22 protein-coding genes are annotated in these 21,279 nt (G+C 56.7%); 15 read left to right on the top strand and 7 right to left on the bottom strand.

Going from position 1 to position 21,279, the window contains the following annotated elements; translation table 11 throughout:
• The first annotated feature begins 12 nt into the window (after positions 1-12).
• Positions 13-1,155: a glycosyltransferase family 4 protein gene (locus ACTHO6_RS10100; RefSeq protein ID WP_440241403.1), complete on the top strand. Its 1,143-nt coding sequence runs from the start codon at positions 13-15 to the stop codon at positions 1,153-1,155.
• 271 nt (positions 1,156-1,426) lie between these two features.
• Here the strand turns inward: ACTHO6_RS10100 and ACTHO6_RS10095 are convergent, their stop codons facing one another.
• Positions 1,427-1,966 (bottom strand): hypothetical protein, encoded by a 540-nt coding sequence (locus ACTHO6_RS10095; RefSeq protein ID WP_440241402.1) that lies wholly within the window; start codon positions 1,964-1,966, stop codon positions 1,427-1,429.
• A 185-nt stretch (positions 1,967-2,151) separates the two neighbouring features.
• Here ACTHO6_RS10095 and ACTHO6_RS10090 point away from each other — a divergent pair, with 185 nt between their 5' ends.
• Genes ACTHO6_RS10090 through ACTHO6_RS10070 form a run of 5 tightly spaced genes read left to right on the top strand, consistent with a single transcriptional unit; the run spans position 2,152 to position 7,166 of the window.
• On the top strand, positions 2,152-3,174 hold the full coding sequence (locus ACTHO6_RS10090) for an ABC transporter ATP-binding protein (protein ID WP_440241401.1): 1,023 nt from the start codon (positions 2,152-2,154) through the stop codon (positions 3,172-3,174).
• The gene (locus tag ACTHO6_RS10085; RefSeq protein WP_440241400.1) at positions 3,167-3,790 is read left to right on the top strand and encodes a DUF4129 domain-containing protein; all 624 of its coding nucleotides are present in this window, start codon (positions 3,167-3,169) and stop codon (positions 3,788-3,790) included. Before ACTHO6_RS10090 ends, ACTHO6_RS10085 begins: the two co-directional genes overlap by 8 nt.
• Positions 3,787-4,914, top strand: a complete 1,128-nt coding sequence (locus ACTHO6_RS10080) for a DUF4350 domain-containing protein (protein ID WP_440241399.1) — start codon at positions 3,787-3,789, stop codon at positions 4,912-4,914. Before ACTHO6_RS10085 ends, ACTHO6_RS10080 begins: the two co-directional genes overlap by 4 nt.
• A 10-nt stretch (positions 4,915-4,924) precedes the next feature.
• Positions 4,925-5,845, top strand: coding sequence for an AAA family ATPase (locus tag ACTHO6_RS10075; RefSeq protein ID WP_440241398.1), 921 nt, complete (start codon positions 4,925-4,927; stop codon positions 5,843-5,845).
• A complete protein-coding gene (locus ACTHO6_RS10070; RefSeq protein WP_440241397.1) occupies positions 5,796-7,166 on the top strand; it encodes a DUF58 domain-containing protein in 1,371 nt (456 codons plus the stop codon). Before ACTHO6_RS10075 ends, ACTHO6_RS10070 begins: the two co-directional genes overlap by 50 nt.
• Here the strand turns inward: ACTHO6_RS10070 and ACTHO6_RS10065 are convergent.
• Complete coding sequence (locus ACTHO6_RS10065; protein ID WP_440241396.1) at positions 7,133-8,113, bottom strand: stage II sporulation protein M; 981 nt, start codon at positions 8,111-8,113, stop codon at positions 7,133-7,135. The two genes, ACTHO6_RS10070 and ACTHO6_RS10065, sit on opposite strands and share 34 nt — an antisense overlap.
• A gap of 51 nt (positions 8,114-8,164) precedes the next feature.
• Here ACTHO6_RS10065 and ACTHO6_RS10060 point away from each other — a divergent pair, with 51 nt between their 5' ends.
• The 5 genes from ACTHO6_RS10060 (at position 8,165) to ACTHO6_RS10040 (ending at position 13,850) form a co-directional block, all read left to right on the top strand.
• The gene (locus ACTHO6_RS10060) at positions 8,165-8,989 is read left to right on the top strand and encodes an RDD family protein (protein ID WP_440241395.1); all 825 of its coding nucleotides are present in this window, start codon (positions 8,165-8,167) and stop codon (positions 8,987-8,989) included.
• Between the two features lie 150 nt (positions 8,990-9,139).
• Positions 9,140-9,646, top strand: coding sequence for a hypothetical protein (locus ACTHO6_RS10055; RefSeq protein WP_440241394.1), 507 nt, complete (start codon positions 9,140-9,142; stop codon positions 9,644-9,646).
• Positions 9,627-10,706: a phosphodiester glycosidase family protein gene (locus tag ACTHO6_RS10050; protein ID WP_440241393.1), complete on the top strand. Its 1,080-nt coding sequence runs from the start codon at positions 9,627-9,629 to the stop codon at positions 10,704-10,706. The genes ACTHO6_RS10055 and ACTHO6_RS10050 overlap by 20 nt, the downstream gene beginning before the upstream one ends.
• A gap of 163 nt (positions 10,707-10,869) precedes the next feature.
• The gene (gene ggt / locus ACTHO6_RS10045; protein ID WP_440241392.1) at positions 10,870-12,897 is read left to right on the top strand and encodes a gamma-glutamyltransferase; all 2,028 of its coding nucleotides are present in this window, start codon (positions 10,870-10,872) and stop codon (positions 12,895-12,897) included.
• A 113-nt stretch (positions 12,898-13,010) separates the two neighbouring features.
• On the top strand, positions 13,011-13,850 hold the full coding sequence (locus tag ACTHO6_RS10040) for a M15 family metallopeptidase (protein WP_440241391.1): 840 nt from the start codon (positions 13,011-13,013) through the stop codon (positions 13,848-13,850).
• 82 nt (positions 13,851-13,932) lie between these two features.
• Here ACTHO6_RS10040 and lepB read toward each other — a convergent pair whose 3' ends face one another.
• Positions 13,933-14,493: a signal peptidase I gene (gene lepB / locus ACTHO6_RS10035; protein ID WP_440241390.1), complete on the bottom strand. Its 561-nt coding sequence runs from the start codon at positions 14,491-14,493 to the stop codon at positions 13,933-13,935.
• A gap of 391 nt (positions 14,494-14,884) precedes the next feature.
• Between lepB and ACTHO6_RS10030 the strand changes: the two genes are divergently transcribed.
• The 4 genes from ACTHO6_RS10030 (at position 14,885) to ACTHO6_RS10015 (ending at position 17,648) form a co-directional block, all read left to right on the top strand.
• Positions 14,885-15,313, top strand: a complete 429-nt coding sequence (locus tag ACTHO6_RS10030; protein WP_440241389.1) for a MarR family winged helix-turn-helix transcriptional regulator — start codon at positions 14,885-14,887, stop codon at positions 15,311-15,313.
• A 63-nt stretch (positions 15,314-15,376) separates the two neighbouring features.
• Positions 15,377-16,012 (top strand): hypothetical protein, encoded by a 636-nt coding sequence (locus ACTHO6_RS10025; RefSeq protein WP_440241388.1) that lies wholly within the window; start codon positions 15,377-15,379, stop codon positions 16,010-16,012.
• A gap of 194 nt (positions 16,013-16,206) precedes the next feature.
• Complete coding sequence (locus tag ACTHO6_RS10020; RefSeq protein ID WP_440241387.1) at positions 16,207-16,374, top strand: DUF4025 domain-containing protein; 168 nt, start codon at positions 16,207-16,209, stop codon at positions 16,372-16,374.
• Between the two features lie 161 nt (positions 16,375-16,535).
• Positions 16,536-17,648 (top strand): aminopeptidase, encoded by a 1,113-nt coding sequence (locus ACTHO6_RS10015; protein WP_440241386.1) that lies wholly within the window; start codon positions 16,536-16,538, stop codon positions 17,646-17,648.
• A gap of 15 nt (positions 17,649-17,663) precedes the next feature.
• Here the strand turns inward: ACTHO6_RS10015 and ACTHO6_RS10010 are convergent, their stop codons facing one another.
• The 4 genes from ACTHO6_RS10010 to ACTHO6_RS09995 all read right to left on the bottom strand — a co-directional run bounded on the left by ACTHO6_RS10010 (position 17,664) and on the right by ACTHO6_RS09995 (position 21,090).
• On the bottom strand, positions 17,664-17,984 hold the full coding sequence (locus tag ACTHO6_RS10010) for a hypothetical protein (protein WP_440241385.1): 321 nt from the start codon (positions 17,982-17,984) through the stop codon (positions 17,664-17,666).
• A 114-nt stretch (positions 17,985-18,098) separates the two neighbouring features.
• Positions 18,099-18,623, bottom strand: a complete 525-nt coding sequence (locus ACTHO6_RS10005; RefSeq protein WP_440241384.1) for an isoprenylcysteine carboxyl methyltransferase family protein — start codon at positions 18,621-18,623, stop codon at positions 18,099-18,101.
• Positions 18,624-18,629: 6 nt separating this feature from the next.
• Entirely contained in the window at positions 18,630-19,700 is a 1,071-nt protein-coding gene (locus ACTHO6_RS10000; protein ID WP_440241383.1) for a type III polyketide synthase, read from the bottom strand.
• A gap of 154 nt (positions 19,701-19,854) precedes the next feature.
• Positions 19,855-21,090: an MDR family MFS transporter gene (locus ACTHO6_RS09995; protein ID WP_440241382.1), complete on the bottom strand. Its 1,236-nt coding sequence runs from the start codon at positions 21,088-21,090 to the stop codon at positions 19,855-19,857.
• Between the last annotated feature and the right edge of the window lie 189 nt (positions 21,091-21,279).

Here is a 21,279-nt window from a genome sequence, read left to right as displayed (position 1 = left end):
AGGAGAATTCGGATGAAGGTAGTCATGATCTGTACGGAAAAGCTGCCCGTTCCCCCGGTGCGGGGCGGTGCCATCCAGACGTATATCGCCGGGATCGCGGATACGCTTGGGAAGCATCACGACCTGACGATTTTGGGGACGTCGGACCCTGCGCTCGCCATGGACGAACGCGTGCGAAATGTTCGCTATGTGCGTGTGAACGGACTTGGCGTGTTCGAGATTTACGCGCAGGAAGTTCTCGCGTTTTTGCGGGCGAATACGTACGATGTGATCCATGTGTTTAATCGGCCGCGGCTGGTCCCGCTGATTCGCGAAGTCTGCCCGAATGCCCGGATCGTACTGAGCATGCACAACGACATGTTCGATGAAGCGAAAATTCCCCCGGAGGAAGCGGCCATCGCCATCGCCAACACGTCGACGATCATTACGATCAGCGATTATGTCGGACGCGTGATCGCATCGCTCTATCCGGAAGCGCAAGGGAAGCTGCGCACGATCTATTCCGGCGTCGATCTCCAAACGTTCGTCCCGTGGGAGAGTTCGCAGGCCGCACGAAAAATTCGCCAGGAGCTGCGGACTGCCTACAATCTGGGGAACAGGCAGGTTATTTTGTTCGTCGGCAGGCTGACCCCGAAAAAAGGGGCGGACATCCTGGTGCGGGCGATGAACGAGCTGGCGGCCTACCAATCCAGTATCGCGCTGGTGCTGGTCGGAGGCGCCTGGTACAGCGTCGATAAAATCAGCGACTACATTGCCTATGTGCGCGCTCTTGCGGATCGCTCGCCCATTCCGATCGTCACGACGGGCTACGTTCCCGCAGAGAGCATTCACCATTGGTTCTGGGCAGGCGATATTTTTGTGTGCCCTTCGCAATGGGAGGAGCCGCTCGCGCGTGTCCACTATGAAGCGATGGCCGCAGGACTGCCGTTTGTGACGACCAAACGGGGAGGAAATGCGGAAGTGATTATCGGCGGAAACGGTCTGCTGGTGGAAGAGCCGGAAAATCCGCAGTCCTTTGCCATACAGCTAAAGCAGCTGCTGTCCAACCGCGATTTGCAGCGCAAAATGGGGAATAGCGGCAGACAGCTGGCGGAACAGCGGTTTACATGGGAGCGCGTGGCCCGGGAAGTGCTGGACGTATGGGGGCAACTGTAGGCTTGAGCTGACGAAAAGGACAAATACCCACTTTGTTCGAAGCGGGGCGGAGAAGTGGGTGTTTGGTTCGTTTGCAGGGGCGAAGAGGGGACAAGCCTCGGGCATGCCGGATTGCCAGCTTGTCCAACAGACAGGCAAGAGGGGGAAAAGCAGCTCCTCCACTCCTGCTTTTTCTTGCATGAGAAGCAGCTTTCTGTCCGATGGATCGGAAAAATCAGCAGGAGTGGGAGGGCAAAGGCAAAGCCAGCAAATCATGAACGTTCGATTCGCTTCAGAGGGACGGGCGCGTTTTTTCGCCTGCGACGGCTGCGCTCGCCAGCGGAGCGGCATCCGGAATGATGGCGGCAATGCGATTGAGCGGGATGAGAATTCGGTTGCCATAGCTTCCGTCAAGTTTCAGCTCGATCATGCCGTCGTCTACTCTGGTGAGTTGGCCCACCCGGTAGGGACGGCTGTCTGGTCTCCAATCGGACGTGAGGATGACTTCGACCGTCCGGTTTTGCTTCATGCATGTGCGTAGCTCTTTTCGCAAGCTCTCCATGCTTTCCTGCTCGGGTGTGTCCTCTGCCTCTACATCCACTTTGACAATCGGGGCAGGGATGACCAGCGGCTGCGGGGCTTCCAACTGGACGATGGGCGCCTCGACCTGGACAGTGGGCGTGGCGCTCGTGACGTTCACATTCGGAGCGCGCACATGGAGGCGGACGATCCGGTGCAGCCTGTCTAAAAAGCGCCTCGCTGCCCGACTGGACGACGGGCGTCTGGAGCGGGAAGCTGACTTGGCCCGTGTCTTCTTTTTGGCTGATCTCAAGAAAATGCACCTCCTACGGTCTTGCTTTATCCTATTCAGCGCGTAGCGGAGAGAAAGGGACAAATACCCGCACGAGCAAAAATCAGGCAGGAAATGATTGGCGAAAATAGCGGAAATTTAAAAAACAACTGGAAAATCGTGTATACTATTCAGGTAATCTTATCCGAAGAGATGGAGGTTTCCCCATGAATCAAATGCCAATGACACCAATGGGAGTCGGGAAGCTATTGGACAAAAGCTTTCACGTGTACCGCCAGCATTTCGGGGCGTACTTTTTCCTGGCTCTCATTTGGTTTGGCCCGGTTTTGCTTTTGCAACAGCTGCTTCTGACCGATCTGCGCGACATTCCGTTGCTCATGCAGGAGACCGAGGGGGTGGGATTTTGGGAATCCATCGGTGAAAAGCTGGGGGGTCAGCAAGCGGCCATCTCTGCACAGACGGCCCCGTTTTTTTGGTATGGGCTTGTGATAGCGCCTTTGCTCATGCTCGTGTCCTATCCGCAGTTGATTGCGGCAGCCACTTTGCTGACGAAGTCTGTCTGGGAGCAGCAGACGGTGGATGGGAAGGCGGCCCTGAAAGGGGCGCTGGGACGCTTCTGGCCGCTTGCGGGAAGCACGCTGGTCTACGGATTGCTCATGATCGCGGTGCTGCTCGGATTTGGTTTGGTGTTTTTTCCCATCGGCTCTTTGCTCGCCGTGGGGGTCAGCGGTTCGATGGACACGTTTTTTGGTGCGGGAAGCGACATCAATCCGTTCTTCTTCATCGCTGCCTTTTTGTTCGGCTACCTTTTGTTTCTGATCGGCCTGCTTCTGGTACCGGGCTATTTCCTGCTCAGATGGAGCTTTTACTTGCCGCTGGTCCTGTTTGAACAGGGCGGCGTTGGCATCGGGAAGAGTTGGCAGTTGACAAAAGGCAATTTTTGGAGGCTATTTGCCATTTTCATTGTTCTGACCCTTCTGTATTCGATCTTTTCCGGCGGTCTCCAGGCGGTCATCATGGGAGTCTTGGGGACGTCGATTATTTCCCAGCTCATCATGGTCGTGCTGAGTTGCCTGCTGATGCCGTGGATCGCGATTGTTTATGCGCTCGCTTACTTCGACTTGCGCGTCCGGAAAGAGGGCACCGACCTGCAGGAGCTGATGAACAGGCAGCTGGAGCAGGCGGCAGACCGTCCGTCCACACAGGAGCCGGGGGCAGCGCATGAATAGCACAAATCCTTGGGCAGCCGACAAGGAGCATTTGCAGGAAATTTTGCAGCGCGACGAATTTCACTCCCTTCAGGGGGAAGGGCAGAACTGGTTGGAGAAAGTCATCGACAGTTTGCTCGATTGGCTTTCCCGGCTGTTTTCGTGGTCGGACATTCCGGCGGGTGCCGCGACGACGACATCGACGATGGTTCTGCTCGTCGGAGGGCTGTTGCTATTCGTCGTCATTTTCCGGCTGTTTCGCCGAATGATGTGGGAGCAAAAGCGGACGGCTTCCCTGTTTGTCCACGGGGAAAACATCCGCGCTCAGGCCGATTACTTGCGGGAGGCAGAGGCGTGTGCCGCCCGCGGCGAGTGGCGCGAGAGCGAACGCTTTTTGTTTGTGGCCTTGCTCGTCTACATGCAGAAACAGTCGTGGATTCGCATGGAACAGTGGAAGACGAACTGGGAGTACGCAGCAGAGATCGCGGCCAACCACCCGGAGGCCGAGGGGCTGTTTCGTCGCTTTGCCCAGGCTTTCGAGCAGGCCTGGTACGGGCAGGTAGCGGTGGACCCGGCAGATTTGCAGGAGCGCATCCGCGAACTGGCTCGGATTTTGGACAGGGAGGGACAAGCATGAATAGCCTGAAAACGTATCGTGCGGGCATCGTCGCCGCGATTGGGCTGCTCGTGATCGTCGGATGGTTGATCGTCAAGCCCGTGGCTACGCGTCTGCCTCCCTATCTGGCATCGTCGGCACAGCCGGACGGAATCAAAGCCGTGCTACTCCTGCTGGAGGAAAAAGGGAGCCGGGTCAAGGAGTGGCGACAGCCGATGCATGTGCTGCCGAAGTCAGCGGGCCAGGCGCTGCTTGTCGTCGAGCCGGACAACCTGCGTGCAAAGGAGCAGGAGGAGTTGCTCGCATGGGTGAGCGGCGGAAACGACCTGTTTGTTTTCTCCGAGCGGGCGATTCCGTGGACAGACTTGCCGTTTGAACCGAAGGATATAGCGGAGAAGGGCAACCGGGAGCGCAATATCCGGGGGCAGTCTCTCGGCGAAGGGCTGATGGGCAAGGCACAGACCCGGGTCAGATGGAAAGAGGCGGAAGGGCTGGAGCCGCTTTTTTACGACGACGATGGAATCCTTGCGGGAAAAGTGGCGGTCGGAGCGGGGAGCCTCTCGTACTTTTTGGTCCCGGATTGGCTGACGAATCGAAAAATTGGCGAGCTGTCTCATTTCGAGGCGGTATGGCCGCATTTGCAAGAAACATGGTCCGTGATCTGGGTGGACGACTACCATCACGGATTGCAGGAGAAGCCGGGGCTTCTGGCGATCTATCCCGGCTGGCTGGTGGCTGCCGTCGCCCAGTTGGCCATCGTGCTGCTGTTGTTCGTCTGGTGGAAGGGGAAGCGGTTTGGCCCTGTCTACACCTTGCGCGAGTGGACGGTTCGCCGGGGGGACGAGACGCTTCTCGCCGTGTCCGTCTGGTATGAGCGTCGGGGACTGGCGCGTGACGCGCTGGCGCACAGGGAAGCGTATCTGCGCCAGCTGATGTACGATCGCTGGGGCGTTCCCCACCATGCGGACCGCGCCGAGATTTTGCGCTGTGCCCGACTACGCTGGGACGAACAGGCAGTCACCAGGCTTGCCGCGCTGCTGGATCGGCTGGAGCAAGCCCACAGCGGAACCGGATACTCGGCGAAGCGGCTTTTGGCAGACAGTCTTCTGCTGGATGAGATCATGACGCAACTGATGAAGGAGTGACAGAACAATCGTGGAGCCATTGTTGCAACAGATGGAAAAAGAACTGGTCGGACAGCGGCAAAACATCCGGCTGCTCGTGGCCGCCTTGCTCGCTGGCGGGCACGTACTGCTGGAGGGAGTGCCCGGAATCGGAAAGACCAAAATGGTCCGCACCTTGTCGGGGCTGATCGGGGGAGTGAGCAGGCGCATCCAGTTTACGCCGGACATGATGCCATCGGATATGATTGGCCATGTCGTTTTCAACATGCAGGACAACCGCTTTGAGACGATCAAAGGCCCTGTATTCGCGAATGTGCTGCTGGCGGACGAGATCAATCGCACGCCGCCGAAAACGCAGGCGGCTCTTTTGGAAGCGATGGAGGAAGGCCAGGTGACGATTCACGGCGTCACGTACCCGTTGCCCGAGCCATTTTTCGTCGTCGCCACGCAAAACCCCGTCGAGTACGAAGGAACTTACGTGTTGCCGGAGGCGCAGCTCGACCGTTTTCTATTCAAGCTGACGCTGCAGTATCCGTCCTATGAGAGCGAAAAGCAAATCCTGATTCAGCACGTCCGGCACGCGGGCGGGCAGGAGACAAAGTCAGCGCCGATTTGCAGCCTGGACGACATCGTGGCGGCGCGGCGCAAATTGCAGGACGTCGTCGTGGACGATTCGATTTTTGAATACATGACGACCTTGATTCGCAAGACGCGGGAAACGAAACGGCTTCTGCTCGGGGCAAGCTCCCGCGCCGGGATTGCCGTTCTCATGGCCAGCAAGGCGTGGGCGTTTCTCGACGGACGCGCGTACGTGACGCCGGATGATGTGAAAATGGTGGCCCGGCCTGCATTGCGGCATCGTCTCATCCTGTCACCGCAGGTAGAATTGGAGGGGGGCACCAGTGACCACATCATCGAAGAGACGTTGGCCGCTATTCCGGTTCCTCGCTGATGTTTTGGCAGATCGCTTCGTGGTGCCGACGAAGCGGCTGCTCGTTCTGCTTTTGCTCGGCATCCCTATCGCTGTCATCGGCTTTTTCATGGGCACCGGGTACGGGGCTTTCTGGCTGTACAACGGCCTCGTCTTCGTGGCGAGCGTGCTTGACTGGCTGACGCTGCCCAAGCGCAAAGACCTGGAGCTGCGCCGCGTGCTTCCCGAGCAGAGCGACATCGGCCAGCCGTTTTGGGTCGAGGTAGAAATGACGAACAGAAGCGGCCAGACGGTTTCCTACGTGCTCCTGGACGATTTGCCGCAGTCTTTCGCGGAGGCAGGGCCGATCGCGGGCAGGATGGAAAGCGGCCAGTCGCGCATCGTCTACCAGACGCGCGGAACCGAGCGGGGACACTATTCATTTGCGTGGCTGTATTTGCGCTGGAGCGGCACCGTCGGCCTGTGGTACCGCCAGAGCCGCTTTCCCTGTCCGCAGACGATCAAAATGTATCCCGACTTGTCGCAGGTTCGCGGCTATTTGAACTCGTTGCAGGAGAGCCTGATCGTCGACGGCAAAAAAATCTTGCGCCGGGCCAAGGCTGGCTCCGAGTTCCACGCGATCCGCGAGTACGTCCCGGACGATGATCCGCGCACGATCAACTGGTCGGCGTCAGCCCGCTCCCGGCGGCTGATGACGAACCAGTATCGGCCCGAGCATGGCAAAGTGATTACGATTCTCGTCGACTGCGGCAGGCTGATGGGCGTGGAGCTGAACAACCAGAGCAGGCTCGATCAGGCGCTGGAGTCTGCGCTCACGCTGGCCGCTGTCGCCTTGCGCCAGGGCGATCAGGTGGCGTTTTTGGCCTATTCCCACGCGATCAAGACGTACATACCGCCTGGGCGCGGCATGGGGCATTTGCATGCGATTTTGGAAGCTGCCTACGATTTGTCCCATGACTTCGTGGAGGCCGACCCGGCGAAGGCGCTGGAATTTTTGCACCGCCAGCAAAAACGGCGCAGCCTGATCGTGCTGTTTTCGGACATGGAAAATTACCTGGTGGACGACTTGCTCGCCAGCTATTTGGGGAAAATGCGCCGCTCGCACCTGTTTGTGCTGCTCTCGCAGGCGGACCCGCTGCTGCACGAATGGACGCGGGTTCCGGTTGAAAACAGCCGCCTGGCCTACATCAAAGCGGTGGCGCAGCGCTTTCAGCTCGACCGCAAGGCGTTTCAACAAAAAATGACCGGCGCGGGCATCCAGGTGCTCGATGTGCCGGCCGATCAGTTAACGCTGACAGTAATCCATGCTTATTTGGAAATAAAGGCGAGAGAGGCATTGTGAGCCTGGCTTCTTCGCCCGATCACATACCACAGGCACAACAGCAGCAAGGTGGCCGCCGCCACGAGGTACTTCGTTTCCAGGGAGAGCGACGAAGGGGTGATATACCCTTCGATGACTCCCGCCACGAACAACAGCGGCAGGGTCGCAAGCAGCAGCTGGGCCGATTCTTTTGCCGCCTCCAAACATGCATAGTGGCGGGCGTAGCGCCCAGGCACGAGCAGACGGTAGCCCATGTGCAAGCCGGCCCCTCCGGCAATGAAGATCGCGGTCAGCTCGATGACGCCGTGCGGGAGGATGTACGCCCAAAACGCGTAGCTGCTGTCTGCCTGGTAGTAGACGGCGGCCAAGGCTCCGACGAGCAGTCCGTTGACCAACAGGAGGTAGATCGGCACGAGCCCGAATGTAATCCCGCTCACAAAAGCGAGAATGGCCACCTTCATGTTGTTGGTCATAATCATCGTGGAGAGGACGGGACTGTTGAGGGCAGCGTGTCCTTCCCCGAGTCTCGTCGGATCGATCTGTTCGGCCATGCCCTGGGGCAGCACGTAGTACAGGTTGAGCGGATCAGTCAGCACCGCCGCAAAGCCGGATACGCCGCCCATGACGAAGAGCAGGGCCGCCATGCCGACAAATCCGATGCGCGTATGGATCAGCCCGATCAGTCGGACCCCGAAAAAATGCCGCAGCTGCTGCCAGCTTCCCGACTGCTGCTTGTACGTCAGGTTGTGGGCGCGGGAGACGAGCTGGTTGAGGTAGAGGGTGATTTCGTCCGTCGGGTGATACGAGCGGACCAGCGCCAGCTGGGCGGACGCTTTTTTATACAAGTGGGTCAGACGGTCGATGTCTGCGGCGGTGATGTGCCGCTCTTGCCGGGTGAACCGTTCGACCAGTTGTTCCAGTTCGGCCCAAGAGGCTTTATGCTTGTGCCAAAAGGAAGTGATATCCATGGATAAGGCCTCCTTATCTACGAGAGTTGCGAGAGGGAGAAGCGAACCGACATGAAGGAAAATCCATCCGTGAAACAGACAGGTCGCGAAGCGTCTGTCGTCACACCCGAGCATGTGATGCTGCGGTTTCAGACAGCGGGACTGGGCAGTCGGGCCGCTGCTCAGCTGATTGACAGCATCATTTTGTTCCTGGTTAATCTTACTGTATTTGTGGCGATCAGCATAGTGATCCTTGGAAGAAATGATTATTTTTTCCTGGAGAAAGACAACTATGCCATCGCGCTGGCCGTCCTCCTGATCTTCCTCCTCCACTTCGGCTACTTTTTGCTCTTCGAGGCGTTCTGGTCGGGACAGACAATCGGAAAAAGGTGGATGGGGATTCGCGTCATCCGCGATAACGGCCAGCCTGCGACGTTTTTGTCCTCCACGATCCGCAATCTGTTTCGCATCGTGGATCTGCTCCCGTCCGGCTATTTTTTGGGTGCGCTCGTCTCTTTTTTCCATCCTCGCGACAAACGCATCGGCGATCTCGTTGCAGGGACCATCGTCGTAGTCGAAGGCGGGGAGCGCACAGGGCGGTTCCGGAAAAGAAAGCGGAGAAAACAGGTAGGCATGGCGGCGCTCGCGGAGCCGCTCGTACTGCGCGAGCAGCAAAAGCAGGCCCTGACCCGCGAGGATTGGCTGCTGCTTGCGACCTTTATCGCGCGCCAGGACTCCTTGGCGGAAGAGAGAAAGCAGGAGCTGGCGAAAGACATCGCCCGCCTGTTGCAAAAAAAACTGGCATACGCGGAGGAAGAGTCTCCTCAGGAAGAGCCGATGCTGTTTTTAGAGCGACTGTATCGCACGCTGCAAAGCGAGTGGAGCCTGGAGAACTAGCCGGGAAGATACCGTCACGGGCATGAAGCGACGGTATCTTCTTTTTTGGGCCAAAATTTCCCCTCTTCTTGCAAAAGGCTTGCGGAAAACGAAACTATGCTATAATAAAACCTCATTCGATCAAATGTCACAGAAAGGAGGAGGGGGCCGATGAACGACAAATACATGGGTGCGTCATCGACTTCGTCTACGACTCTGCCGCTCCCGGCAAACGGGAAGCAGGTGAACAGACGCAAACGAGGCAGCCTGTTTCAGGCGTTGCTTCCCTCCCAAACAGAAGGCAAGCGGCCTCTATTGCCAATCGTACTGGCTGTACTGGTTTGGGTAGGACTCGCTTATGCGGGGTACGCCTATGCTACCCATACGCTGGACAAGCAGCAGCAACTGGTGAACCTGCGAATCGATCAGATACAGGAAGACAATCAAAAGCAGATGAAAGCGTTAAGCGAACAGCTGGCTATGGTGCAGGAAGAGATGAAGGGCGTACAGGCGGGTCTTGGCAGTCTGGAAGAAGACCTGCAATTGACCGGGGAGACGATCGGCGGGACCAACAAAACCAAGGAAGCTCTCCAGGATCGGATTGACCAGTTGAACAAGCAGCTGGCGGATTTGAAGGCGTCGCTGAAAAAACTGGAGGATGCAGCCCGTGCTTGGTAAAGTCAATCGCTTCTTCCTGTTCCTGCTGGCGCCAGCGCTCGGCTTTTTGCTTGCCCTCACCCTGACCAATCCCGCCGACAAGCTGCAGGCAGAAGGCCTGAAGCTCGCTTCCGAGCAGTCGAAACAACGGGCGGACGAGCTGGGACAGCAGGTGGACGACACGAAGAAAACACTGCGCGAGGTAGAAGCGGTGGTAGCGGACCTCCGCGACCGCGCCAAGAAGGAGCAAAAAGAGTACGAAGAGCAAAACAAGCACATCGACAACCTGCTGGTGACGAGCCGCTCGCAGACGCAAAAGTCGGCCGATGTGCTGGACACGATCTTGTCCAACATGCTCGGCGAGCCGATCGGGCAGTCCTTCGGGAACCAATCCATCGTCAAAGTGTACTCGCTGCAGGAGGCGGGCTATCGCGGATACATGGCGAAGGTTCGGCTGAAAGACCCGAGCGCGCTGAAAATGGTGCTGGCAAACGACTCGGTCAAAAGCAAAGGCGAGACGACGAGCCACGCCGGAAAACGAACCGGTGCTGTCCTGGCCATCAACGCCGGAGGCTTCATGAGCGACAGCAAGGGCAATCTGACGCCGCTGGGCATTACTGTGGTTGACGGCAAGATTCGCACGTTTTCCAACAATTCGAAGTTGAGCTTCGTCGGGTTCAACAACAAAGGCCACCTGGTGGGAGCCACGATTACCACCCAGGCGCAAATTACCCAGCAGGGCATTTTGCAGGGGGCGAGCTTTTTGCCCAGACTGCTGCAGGACGGGAAGCGCCTGCCGATTCCCCGCGACTGGGCCAACGCTCGCCAGCCGCGCACGCTCATCGGTCATTTTGACAACGGCGACTTGCTTGTGATCGTCATCGACGGCAGAAGGGAAGGCTGGAGCAAGGGCGTTACCTTGGAGGAAGCCCAACGCAAGCTGCAGGAATTCCACGTCGTTGATGCGTACAATCTCGATGGCGGCGGCTCCAGCGCGTTTTACTACAACGGCAAGCTCTTGAACAAGCCGTCGGGCGGTAAGGAAAGGCCGGTTGTCAGCAATCTGGTCATCCTGCCGTAAGCAGGCAAATCGAATGTGGAGAATGGAGACACTCTTCCGGCGGGGCGCCTGGCCTCGCTTCGGGGGAGTGTTTTTTCGTCTGGCGGCGAGATGATGGGTTGACCTGTAAAAATGCTGAAAATTATAATAATAAGGATCGGAAGAAAAAGCCAGGGGGGATCGTATGAAAAAAAAGAGGATGGTAGCCCTCGCGTTCGTTTCCGTTTTTTGGCTAACCCAAATGGCATGGGCAAAGGTCCCAGGTGTTCCGGAAGACGTAGTTGGCGCCACGAAAGGCATTGTGGCCGTCTCCCATCCTGCGGCCGCACAGGTCGGACGGGACATTTTGGCCAAGGGGGGAAATGCCGTGGACGCCGCCGCCGGAATCCAGCTGGCTCTCAATGTGGCAGAGCCGTACATGTCGGGAATCGGCGGCGGAGGCTTTATGATGATCTATGTGAAGGACCAGAACAAAATCACGGTGATCGACAGCCGGGAAGCAGCCCCGGCAAATGTCACAGCCGACATGTTTTTGCAGGCGGACGGGCAGCCGATTCCTTTTGAACAGCGGCACACCAGCGGTCAGGCAGTAGGCGTGCCGGGAACGTTGCTGGGCGTGGCGAAGGCGCTGGAGATGTACGGGACATGGAAGCTGGCAGACGTGCTTGCGCCAGCGATCGAGCTGGCCGAGAAAGGCGTTCGCGTCAACTGGGTGACGGCAGACTATATCGCCCAGTCGCGCAGCAAGCTGGAAAAGCACCAAACGGCGGCGCGCGTTTTCTTGCCGAATGGCCGTCCGCTGGAGGAAGGGGACATCCTCGTCCAGCCCGATTTGGCCAAAACGCTGAAGCTGATCCGCGACCAGGGACCGGATGTTTTTTACGAAGGAGAGATCGGCCGCGCACTCGTCCAGGAGGTACAGCGCACCGGCGGCAAAATGACGCTGGACGATCTCAAAGCTTACCAGGTCAAGGAACGGGAGCCGGTGCGCGGAATGTTTCGCGGCTATGAAGTGGTTTCCATGGCGCCTCCCAGTTCGGGCGGTTTGACCATGATCCAGATTTTGAAGCTGATGGAAGGCTACGACAATCGGAAGGACGGGTTTGGCTCTGCCGCGTATTTGCACCATTTGATCGAGGCCAACCGCCTCGCCTACGCCGACCGGGCGGCGTACATGGCCGACGAGGACGTCTATCCGGTGCCCAAGCAAGGACTGCTTCACGACGATTACATAAAGGAACGGCGCAAGCTGATCGACGACAACCGGGCCAATGCGAACGTAACGGCTGGCGATCCGTGGAAGTACGACCCCCGGCAAAAGCCCGAAGTAGCGATCCAACTGATCGACAGTTCGCCGGTCAAGCAGACGACCCACTTTGCCGTCATGGACAAATGGGGCAATCTCGTCTCCTACACGACCACGATTGAGGACGTCTTTGGAAGCGGCGTGATGGTGCCGGGCTACGGCTTTATGCTCAACAACGAGCTGACGGATTTTGACGCGGTGCCGGGCGGGGTCAATCAGGTGGAGCCTGGCAAGCGCCCCCGCTCCAGCATGTCGCCGACGATTGTCCTCAAAGACGGGCAGCCGTTTTTGGCCGTCGGCTCGCCAGGCGGCTCGACGATCATCGCATCTGTATCGCAAACCATTCTCAACGTGATCGACCACGGCATGAACATCGAGGACGCCATCCGCGCTCCCCGCATTTTTTCCAGCGGCTATCCCTATGTCTCCTGGGAGGCGGGCATTGATCAGGACGTCCTCCTGCAACTGATGGCAAAAGGCCATGTGTTTGCCGAGCGGCCTGCGGAGATCGGCAACGTTCAGGCGATCGTCTACGATTTTGAAACGGGCAAGATGTACGGAGGAGCAGACAATACAAGGGAAGGCACGGTGCTTGGCGTCGACGCGATCGCCTACACGGCTGCCGAGCCTGTGGATGTGCCGTATGAGCCGACCGCGCCTTTTGCCCTTGCCGTAAACGGGCAGACGTATCCGCTATGGGCGGAACAAAAGCTGGTCGTAAACGGCATGGCCTATGTGCAGGCGGAGAAGCTCATGCTCGGTTTGGGCACAAGCAGCGCGGATTTCCGGACGGATGCGGTCACCGTGCGCGGAGTGGCTTACCTCCCTGTGAAAAAAGTAGCGGAAAAGCTCGGGTATACCGTCGCGTGGGATGAAAGCAAACGGGTCATCGAGCTGAAGAAGTAAAAGAAGCAAGCACAAGCAAAACAAAAGCGTGACCATCCGTCCTTTTTTTTCGTCTCACTCCATGGTAAGGTAAAGCAGAACGTATGTGTCTGTATGGAACCAGGAGGATCATCATGAATCAGAATCGCACCAATTGTCTTGCGATCGTCGCCGCACTATCCATCGCCCTGCTCAGTGGATGCGAAGCCCCCTCGCTGGAAGGGTTGCTGGCTTCTAACCAGCAGTCCCAGCCGACGGAAAATCCGGCAACAGCGACAGACGGGACGAAAACGCAGGCAACAGAGCCAACGCAAGGAGGATCGCCTCGCCTGAGGCAGGCATCGCTGGCCGAAACGATCCAGGACGTCAATGGAGTCCCGACGGTGACGAACCCGACCGATCTCGCCGTTGTCGTGAACAAGAAGCGGGCGCTGCCAGCTGACTACATCCCGCCTGACTTGGTGGAGCCGAACGTGCCGTTTTCGTTTGATGAAAAAGTAGAAAAACGGCTGATGCGCCAAGAGGCGGCACAAGCGCTGGAAGCCTTGTTTGCAGCCGCGGGAAAGGACGGCATCGAACTGTATGCCGTTTCCGGCTATCGCTCGTACAAGACGCAAAAATCATTGTATGAAACGTATGTGCAAACCCAGGGCGCGGAGCATGCTGCTGCGTACAGCGCCGTCCCGGGAAAAAGCGAGCATCAGACCGGATTGGCCATGGACGTGTCGGGGGCGGATGCGAAAACAAGGCTGGAGGAGTCGTTTGGCGAAATGCCGGAAGGAAAATGGCTGGCGGAGCATTGTGCGGAGTACGGCTTCGTCATTCGCTATTTGAAAGGCAAGGAAGACACGACTGGCTACGCCTACGAGCCATGGCATTTGCGCTACGTGGGAAAAGAAATGGCGCAGGAGATCATGGCGGCAGGTCTTACGCTGGAGGATTACTTGTCCCAGAACGCCACCGCGCAAAAATAAAAGAGGAAAAGAGAAAGCCGCTCGCGTGCAGAGCGGCTTTCTCTTATGCGGCTTGCGGCTGCAAAGACGATGCAGCAAACGGTTAGTGCGGCACGCGGATCTGTGTCAGCGGCCAGTAGACCGCTTCTGCTCGACCGACCACATGATCGAGCTTGACAGGCCCGATAACCCGGCTGTCCATACTGTTGTTGCGATTGTCTCCCATTACAAAAATGCAGCCTTCCGGAATGGTAACGGGGCCGAAGTCTTCGGTCAGGGTCACGCCAGCCGCTGCCGCTTGCAGCTTGTTCTGGGTCAAATACTCTTCCTGGAGAGGCTGACCGTTGACGTACACCTGATCGTTTTTCGCTTCCACGGTATCTCCCGCGACAGCGATGACGCGCTTGATCCAGTTGTCGCCGCTTGCATCCGGATGAATAATCACGATATCGCCCGGCTTTGGCTCTTTGAGGTAGTAAATCGCTTTGTTGACGATGACCCGTTCGCGGTCATGCAGCGTGCTTTCCATCGAGCGCCCTTGCACGACGTAGGGGGCCATGACGAACACGTAGATGAAGGCGGTCAAACTGCCAATCAACACAAATGATTTGAACCAGTCGAGCAATTCGGTTTTCCATTTCGCTGTACGGTTGGTTGGTTCCATTGACTTGATCTCCTATGTAGATGGTTTCGCTGGCAAGACGATTGCCGCAGACAAAGAACGCCCGGCGCCGGGGACTGCCCCTCTATTATACATGCAATACGAACCGATACGGAATACGATTCAAGGAAATAAATGGGGGGATGCAAGGAAAAGGCGCTGTCACGATTTTGCCACCTTCGCCTATTGTCAGTTTTTCCTGTTTGCGGTAAGATAATGTTGTCAATAAGTTTTATAGTAAAAATATTAAGTGGTAAACACTTTGTCCGGGCTCCTACATATCTTTCGAGGAAAGAAATAATTTTGGAAGGTCTATTGATCTTCCGGTACGTACACTATATAGTTTTATAGTAAAAGTACTTATATTATTTACTTTCTGAAAATAGGTGATGTTGTGAGCGACATGTCCCGCGCCAGTAAAATTGAGGAACTGGATCGAGCATTCGTCGAGATGGCCCGCTTTTTTATCAGCCATTGGCTGGAGGAAGCGGACCTGGTAAGTCCCAAACAATTTATCTTGCTGCGAGTGCTTCATCAAAAGGGAAGAAGCACAGTTTCCGAACTGGCGACTATTCTGAAGCAATCCAACAGTGCCACTACGATTGCGCTCAATCGGCTGGTGAAAGCCGGTTACATCGACCGGGTTCGCGACGAGCTGGATCGGAGAGTCGTATGGGTTACGTTGTCGCAAAAGGCTATCCCCATGCTGGAGGGGCTTTTGTGCCAGAGAAGAGCACTGGTGGGAAAACTGCTGGAAAACCTGAGCGACGAAGAACTGGAGCAGTTTACGTACTTTTTGCGGAAAATGAAGCAATGCATGTAGCGTTGCCTTCAGGGGACATTTCAGCGGGCAAGGTGTGTACCACGGGAATGGGAGTGTACACATATGAAAAAAAGCGGCACACTGATGATGAGTTCGTTGATCCTCGGAGCAGCGCTGTTTACGCAGGCAGCCTGTGCGCAGGAAGACGCTTCCGCAAACGCAACGGAAGCTTCCGCGACAACGCCTGCACCAGCCGTTGAAACCACGACAGCAGCACCGGCTCCTGCGCCAGCCGTTGGGCAGCCGCAAACCGCAAGCACTGTACAAGGAGCGTGGGTCAAACTGCCCGGAGAAGACGAGTATGTTTTCGTAAACGGGCAAGTGGTTGCTGACGCAGCCTCTGCGTCCGGCTGGTCCCTCTTGCCAGCAGAAGACCAGTTTGTCTCCACGAATCGTTATCAGGTCGTGCAAACGACAAACGGCGGTTGGATGGCGCTTCCGGCAGAAGATGAGTTCGTTTCGACGAACCGCTATCAAATCGTGCAGACGTCCAACGGTGGCTGGAAGGCGATGCCAGTGGAAGATGAATTCGTTTCGACGAACAACTTCCAGGTCGTTCAAGCGTTGAACAGTGGCTGGGCCGCTTTGCCAAAAGAAGATGAAAGCATCGTCATAGGGCGCAATGCCACTCAAGATGTGACCAACAGAACCGGCTGGTCCTTGATGGTTCCTGATGTTTCGGCTGACAAAGACAAATAATGACAAGACAGACGCTTTGCCGCAAGGGGCAGGGCGTCTTTTTTTGTACCGATGCGCATGCGGCAAGACGCTCATCCGGGAGAAGGGCGATGCAGGCGACGCCAATGGCTGGGCGCAGCCGCTTTCGAATCTATGGCTAGATCGGGAGCGCCTGGCGCACACTAACCGAAAAGAGCGAGAAGGAGGAAGCGAGGATGACAGAGCGTGACAGCCGCCCCACTCAGCCAATAGGCGAGACAGGGCAGAGAGAAGCTGCCTGGAAGCAGGGGGATGAGGAAGCAAGCGGATTGACGGCTACACAGGAGCAGGTGAGCGATATGTACAAGACGGGGACAGTCGAGGACGGAGAGAAGCACGAATAGCCGACCGATTGACACCGACAGCCAAGCCAGCTTGTTCGCCTGAGGGCACTAAGCTGGCTTGGTTGCTTTGTTTATTTGATAAATGTAATTTTATTGACTTATAGAGATTTATCGACAAAAATACAAGGGAACGATCAGAATATGAGAAGGGTGTGTCACGCATGAGAGACTCTCGTTTGGAGCAATTGGCCTATAACCTGGTGAACTATTCCGTCCGTGTACAGCCAGGGGAAAATATCCTGATTAACGCCAAAGGAAAGACGCCTGAACTGATATCTGCCCTGATCCGCGAGATTTACAAGGCGGGCGGCAGTCCGTATGTCCAGCAGATCGATCCGGCCGTCAGCCGTGAAATCGCGATGAATTGCAACGAGGAGCAACTGAAAATCATGGCGGAAAACGAAGTGGCCCTCATGGAAAACATGCAAGGCTATATCGGCATCCGCGCAGCCGACAATATTAATGAGCTGGCAGATGTTCCGGGAGACAAGCTGGGCATGTACTCCCGCTTGTACGAGCTGCCCGTCTTGAATGTCCGCGTGCCCAAAACGAAATGGGTGGTACTCCGCTACCCGAACCCGTCCATGGCTCAATTGGCGAACATGTCTACGGCAGCGTTTGAAGATTTTTACTTTCAGGTGTGCAATCTGGATTATGGGAAAATGGACAAGGCGATGGACAGCCTGGTTGACCTGATGAACCGCACAGATGAAGTCCGTCTGGTCGGACCGGGTACAGATCTGACGTTTTCGATCAAAGACATCCCCGCGGTCAAATGTGCGGGTCTGCGCAACATCCCGGATGGGGAAGTGTATACGGCTCCGGTGAAAAACTCCGTCAACGGCACGATTACCCACAATGCGCCTACGCCGTACCATGGCTTTACGTTTGAAAACGTTCGCCTGACCTTCCGCGACGGCAAAATCGTCGAGGCGACCGCCAACGACAGCCAAAGACTGAACGACATTCTCGATACCGACGAGGGCGCGCGCTACATCGGCGAGTTTGCGATCGGGGTCAACCCATTTATCCGCAATCCGATGAAAGACATTCTGTTCGACGAAAAAATCGACGGCAGCTTCCACTTCACGCCCGGCCAATGCTACGATGAGGCGTACAACGGAAACAAGTCGTCGATTCACTGGGATATGGTTTCCATCCAGCGTCCGGAGTGGGGCGGGGGAGAAATCTGGTTCGATGGCGTCCTGATCCGCAAAGACGGCCGCTTTGTCATTCCCGAGCTGGACGGACTCAATCCGGAAAACCTGAAGTAACCCCCGCCCGGACGATTATTGATCGTACTGCGCGAGTCTCTTCTGTGCCAGTTCCACATCCATTTCAATCTGGAAAAGCATGTGCAAATTGCTGGAGGACAGAATGGAGCGACGAGCGGAATGGTAGAGGATCGGCTTGTCCGTTTTGATGAGCGTCATGATTTCGACCATCGGCGGGATGACCTGCTTGATTCTGAGCAAGCTTTGCAGGTAGCGGAGAAATGTCTGAACGCTGGCGGCATCGTCCTGATTGGGCAAGGTCTTCATCAGGCTGAGGAAGTCACGCACGATGATGCGCTTTGCTTCCAGAGGCTCTACGATATGGATTCGGTTCACGCTGGCTCCACCTCACGGGACTTATAGTAACGTATTCCTTTTCTTTTCCTCCATTCGTCCCATCGTAAACCTGTAAACAGGAAAAAAGTCTGTGGCTGGTGCCATAGACTTTTTTTATGGCGATTCTTCGCCTTCATACACGCTTTTTTCTTCCAGCGGAATACGCACGCGCAGCAGCAGCCAGGCGTTCAGGAGCGTAAAGGCGATGGCCGTATGCACGGCGGAAAACGTCAGCGGGAGGGTAAACAGCTCGATCGCCACGACGACGTAATTCGGATGGCGAAGCAAGCGGTACGGTCCCCGCCGGAGTGGTTCTTCGCCTGGAATGACCAGAATTCGCGTGTTCCACCGTTTGCCAAGACTCAGGATGCACCAGTAGCGGAGCAGCTGTGCCGCCAAAAACAGGCCAAAGCAATACGCCCACCACGGAGGAAGCGCGAAAGCACTGCCTGTAGCGACTACTTCCGTCACCAGGCTGACAAAAAAGCAAAGATGCAGAAGCACGATGTATTTGTAATGGCTGGCGCCGACCTCGACGCCTCCTCTGGCGCGCACGTAGCGGGCGTTTCGCGCAGCCAGCATCAATTCGCAGAAGCGTTGCAGGCAAACCGCGGCCATCACCGCGACGAAAAAGAGCATCGCCCCCTACCTCGCTTCCAAGAGGAGCAGCTCCGAGCTGAACCCGGGCCCAAGCGCCGCCACCAAGCCGCGGTCTCCCGGCTCCCAGGCTTGCTCCATGCTTTTTTCCAGGACAAACAGGACGGTTGGCGAAGACATGTTGCCAAAATGGCGCAGCACCTCTTCGGAGTGGCGCGTGGCCTGGGCATTGATGCCGAGCGAAGCCTGGTACGCGTTCAAGACCTTGGCTCCTCCCGGATGGAAAATAAAGTGGCGCAGGCGATCGATAGTCGTCTCATGCGACGCCAGAAAGCTGTCTACGTTTTCGCGCATGTACGTCTGAATCAAGGTAGGAATGTCGCGGGAGAAAATCACCTTCAACCCCGGCTCCGTCAGCTCCCAGCCCATGACATCGAGCGTATCCGGCCATGTCGTGGTGCGGGCATCGCAAAACTGGATGCGGGGCGACGTTTCCCGGGGGGAGGTTTGGACACGGTCGCCGCTGACCACGACGGCTGCGGCCCCGTCCCCGAACAAACACGTCGCCACCAGATTGCTTTTGGACAAATCCTGGCGAATAAAAGTCAGCCCGCACAGCTCGACGCTGATGAGCAGCACTCTGCGTCCGGGATAGGCCCCGGCGTACTCGCAGGAGCGGGACAAGCCCATTGCTCCTCCGGCACAGCCTAACCCCCACAGCGGAATGCGCGTACTATCGGAGCGCAGCCCGAGACTGTTGACCAGGCGCGAATCCATGCTTGGCGTGGCAATCCCGGTGCTGGAGACGAATACGAGACAATCGATATCGGTCGGCGCAAGTCCGGCTTTTTCCAGGCATTTTCGCGCAGCGGCAAGCGATAAGGCTTCCGCGTGCTGAATGTACAGCTTGTTCTTTTCGGCAAACGGCCAGTCGCTGGAGAACCAGTCCAGCGGCATGCAAAAATGCCGTTTTTCAATGTGGCTGTGGGCAAAGATCGGCAGGAGCCGGTCGATGTCGGGAAAAGCGTCCTGAAAAAAATGGCGGGCAAGCTGCATGGACTCTTCCGTGGATACTTCATGCGGCGGAACGGCTGTCGCAATGGATTCAATACGGGGCATATCCTTTTCACTCCCGATTTTTCATAGTGGATAAGGTGTATAAGTAGGGTTCCCCTTCCAATTGATTCCAATTCATTGCCATTCAGCGCGACGACAGGAACCGATCGTGCCAGCAGCAGAAAAAGCGATAGCGCCCGGCCCATTTCGTTTCCATTCAGTTCGACAGCAACGGGACTCCTTCTTCCGGCGCACGGGTTGCCTTTTTGACAAAGCGGTATTGAAAAAGTCCGCCGACCAGAAGCAGCAGGCCGAGTATCGAGAACCAGAAGGCGCCCCCGATCCCTTTGAATGCGACGGCACCCACACTGGGGCCGATCGTGCCCGTGATGCTCCAGTTCGCGCCAAAGATCGCAAAATAGCGACCGCGATATTGCTCCGGGGCCATGACGGAGATGGCTTTTTGAATTTGCGGACCGTACAGCATTTCGCCAATTGTAAACAGAACTTCGGCGAGCACGAGAAGGAGAAAGCCAGGCGCCCAGCCGTAGCCAAAGCCGACGCAGGCCAGAAACAAATAGGCCGTGAGAATGACCCGGTGGGCAGGGAAGCGATCGGCGAACTTGGCAATCGCAATCTGGCAACAGACGACCAAAATCCCGTTGATGGTCAAAAGAGTGGCGAAGACGCTGAGAAAGTCGGCGTATTGGGTGCGCAAATGCTGCGGCAAAATGATCTCCACCTGCGAGTACAAAAGCGATACGGGGAGCGCTGCGAGCGTCATCCAGATGAGCGCAGGATGCTCGGTCAGCTTCATCTGGGGAGCGTTGTCCCTCTGGGCAGCAGCGTGACGAGCCTGTGCCCGGATGTGCGCGGGCAGCGTCTCCGGTATCTTCCAGAGGATGAGCAGAGCGTAGACGAACAGCATGCAGGAGCAGATGGCAAACGCAATCGCCGGGTTGATTTTATAGAGGGTGACGCCGATCAGCGGGCCGGCGGCGGCACCGAGATTCAGCGCGGTGTGCAGAAGCGCGAATACTTCGCTGCGCTTTTCCTCCGGCACGACGTCGGTGATTTGCGCGCTAGCAGCTGGCCAGAACAAGGAAGCGCCGATCCCGTTCAAAACGGTGAGCGCTGCAAAGGCAAACAGCGATTCCGCCCAGATATATCCGGCCATCGAGAACGCTTCAATCGCCAAAGCGGCGATCATCAGCGGCTTCCGGCCGTAACGGTCGGAGAGGCTCCCGGCAAAAAAGCCGGAGACGATGCTCGTCAACGGCTGCAGGCTGGTGACCATCGCAGCTACGAGCAGATCTCCGTCCATCCTGTCATACAGATAGAAGGCGAGGAACGGCCGAAGCATGAAACCTGCAAAAGTAGTAAGGATCGTTCCGATGACACGAATCCAGATCGTCGTGTCGTAGCGGGCGATCAGCTGTTGAAACCAAACCATTCGGTTAATTCCTCCCTATCGATCCATCCTTTTTTGTTGGTATAGCTCACTCATTATACAAAGAAAGCGGACAAGGAGAAATGAGAAAATTCAGGCGAAAAGGCCGCGGAAACCAGATGCGCGGGAGGAGTCATCGAACTATTCTGCAGAATCGTGCTTGAACCGCGGCAAAAAGACAGGTAAAATATC

The sequence above is a fragment of the Brevibacillus sp. SAFN-007a genome, from assembly GCF_051967035.1.
GTDB lineage: Bacteria > Bacillota > Bacilli > Brevibacillales > Brevibacillaceae > Brevibacillus.
This window is presented reverse-complemented; position numbering and strand designations above follow the sequence as displayed.

Bases quoted from the DNA above. Each gene is read 5' to 3' on its own strand.
- ACTHO6_RS10100 (WP_440241403.1), top strand. From the start codon at position 13: ATGAAGGTAGTCATGATCTGTACGGAAAAGCTGCCCGTTCCCCCGGTG.
- ACTHO6_RS10090 (WP_440241401.1), top strand. From the start codon at position 2,152: ATGAATCAAATGCCAATGACACCAATGGGAGTCGGGAAGCTATTGGAC.
- ACTHO6_RS10085 (WP_440241400.1), top strand. From the start codon at position 3,167: ATGAATAGCACAAATCCTTGGGCAGCCGACAAGGAGCATTTGCAGGAA.
- ACTHO6_RS10080 (WP_440241399.1), top strand. From the start codon at position 3,787: ATGAATAGCCTGAAAACGTATCGTGCGGGCATCGTCGCCGCGATTGGG.
- ACTHO6_RS10065 (WP_440241396.1), bottom strand. From the start codon at position 8,113: ATGGATATCACTTCCTTTTGGCACAAGCATAAAGCCTCTTGGGCCGAA.
- ACTHO6_RS10060 (WP_440241395.1), top strand. From the start codon at position 8,165: ATGAAGGAAAATCCATCCGTGAAACAGACAGGTCGCGAAGCGTCTGTC.
- ACTHO6_RS10055 (WP_440241394.1), top strand. From the start codon at position 9,140: ATGAACGACAAATACATGGGTGCGTCATCGACTTCGTCTACGACTCTG.
- ACTHO6_RS10050 (WP_440241393.1), top strand. From the start codon at position 9,627: ATGCAGCCCGTGCTTGGTAAAGTCAATCGCTTCTTCCTGTTCCTGCTG.
- ggt (WP_440241392.1), top strand. From the start codon at position 10,870: ATGAAAAAAAAGAGGATGGTAGCCCTCGCGTTCGTTTCCGTTTTTTGG.
- ACTHO6_RS10040 (WP_440241391.1), top strand. From the start codon at position 13,011: ATGAATCAGAATCGCACCAATTGTCTTGCGATCGTCGCCGCACTATCC.
- lepB (WP_440241390.1), bottom strand. From the start codon at position 14,493: ATGGAACCAACCAACCGTACAGCGAAATGGAAAACCGAATTGCTCGAC.
- ACTHO6_RS10025 (WP_440241388.1), top strand. From the start codon at position 15,377: ATGAAAAAAAGCGGCACACTGATGATGAGTTCGTTGATCCTCGGAGCA.
- ACTHO6_RS10020 (WP_440241387.1), top strand. From the start codon at position 16,207: ATGACAGAGCGTGACAGCCGCCCCACTCAGCCAATAGGCGAGACAGGG.
- ACTHO6_RS10015 (WP_440241386.1), top strand. From the start codon at position 16,536: ATGAGAGACTCTCGTTTGGAGCAATTGGCCTATAACCTGGTGAACTAT.
- ACTHO6_RS10005 (WP_440241384.1), bottom strand. From the start codon at position 18,623: ATGCTCTTTTTCGTCGCGGTGATGGCCGCGGTTTGCCTGCAACGCTTC.
- ACTHO6_RS10000 (WP_440241383.1), bottom strand. From the start codon at position 19,700: ATGCCCCGTATTGAATCCATTGCGACAGCCGTTCCGCCGCATGAAGTA.
- ACTHO6_RS09995 (WP_440241382.1), bottom strand. From the start codon at position 21,090: ATGGTTTGGTTTCAACAGCTGATCGCCCGCTACGACACGACGATCTGG.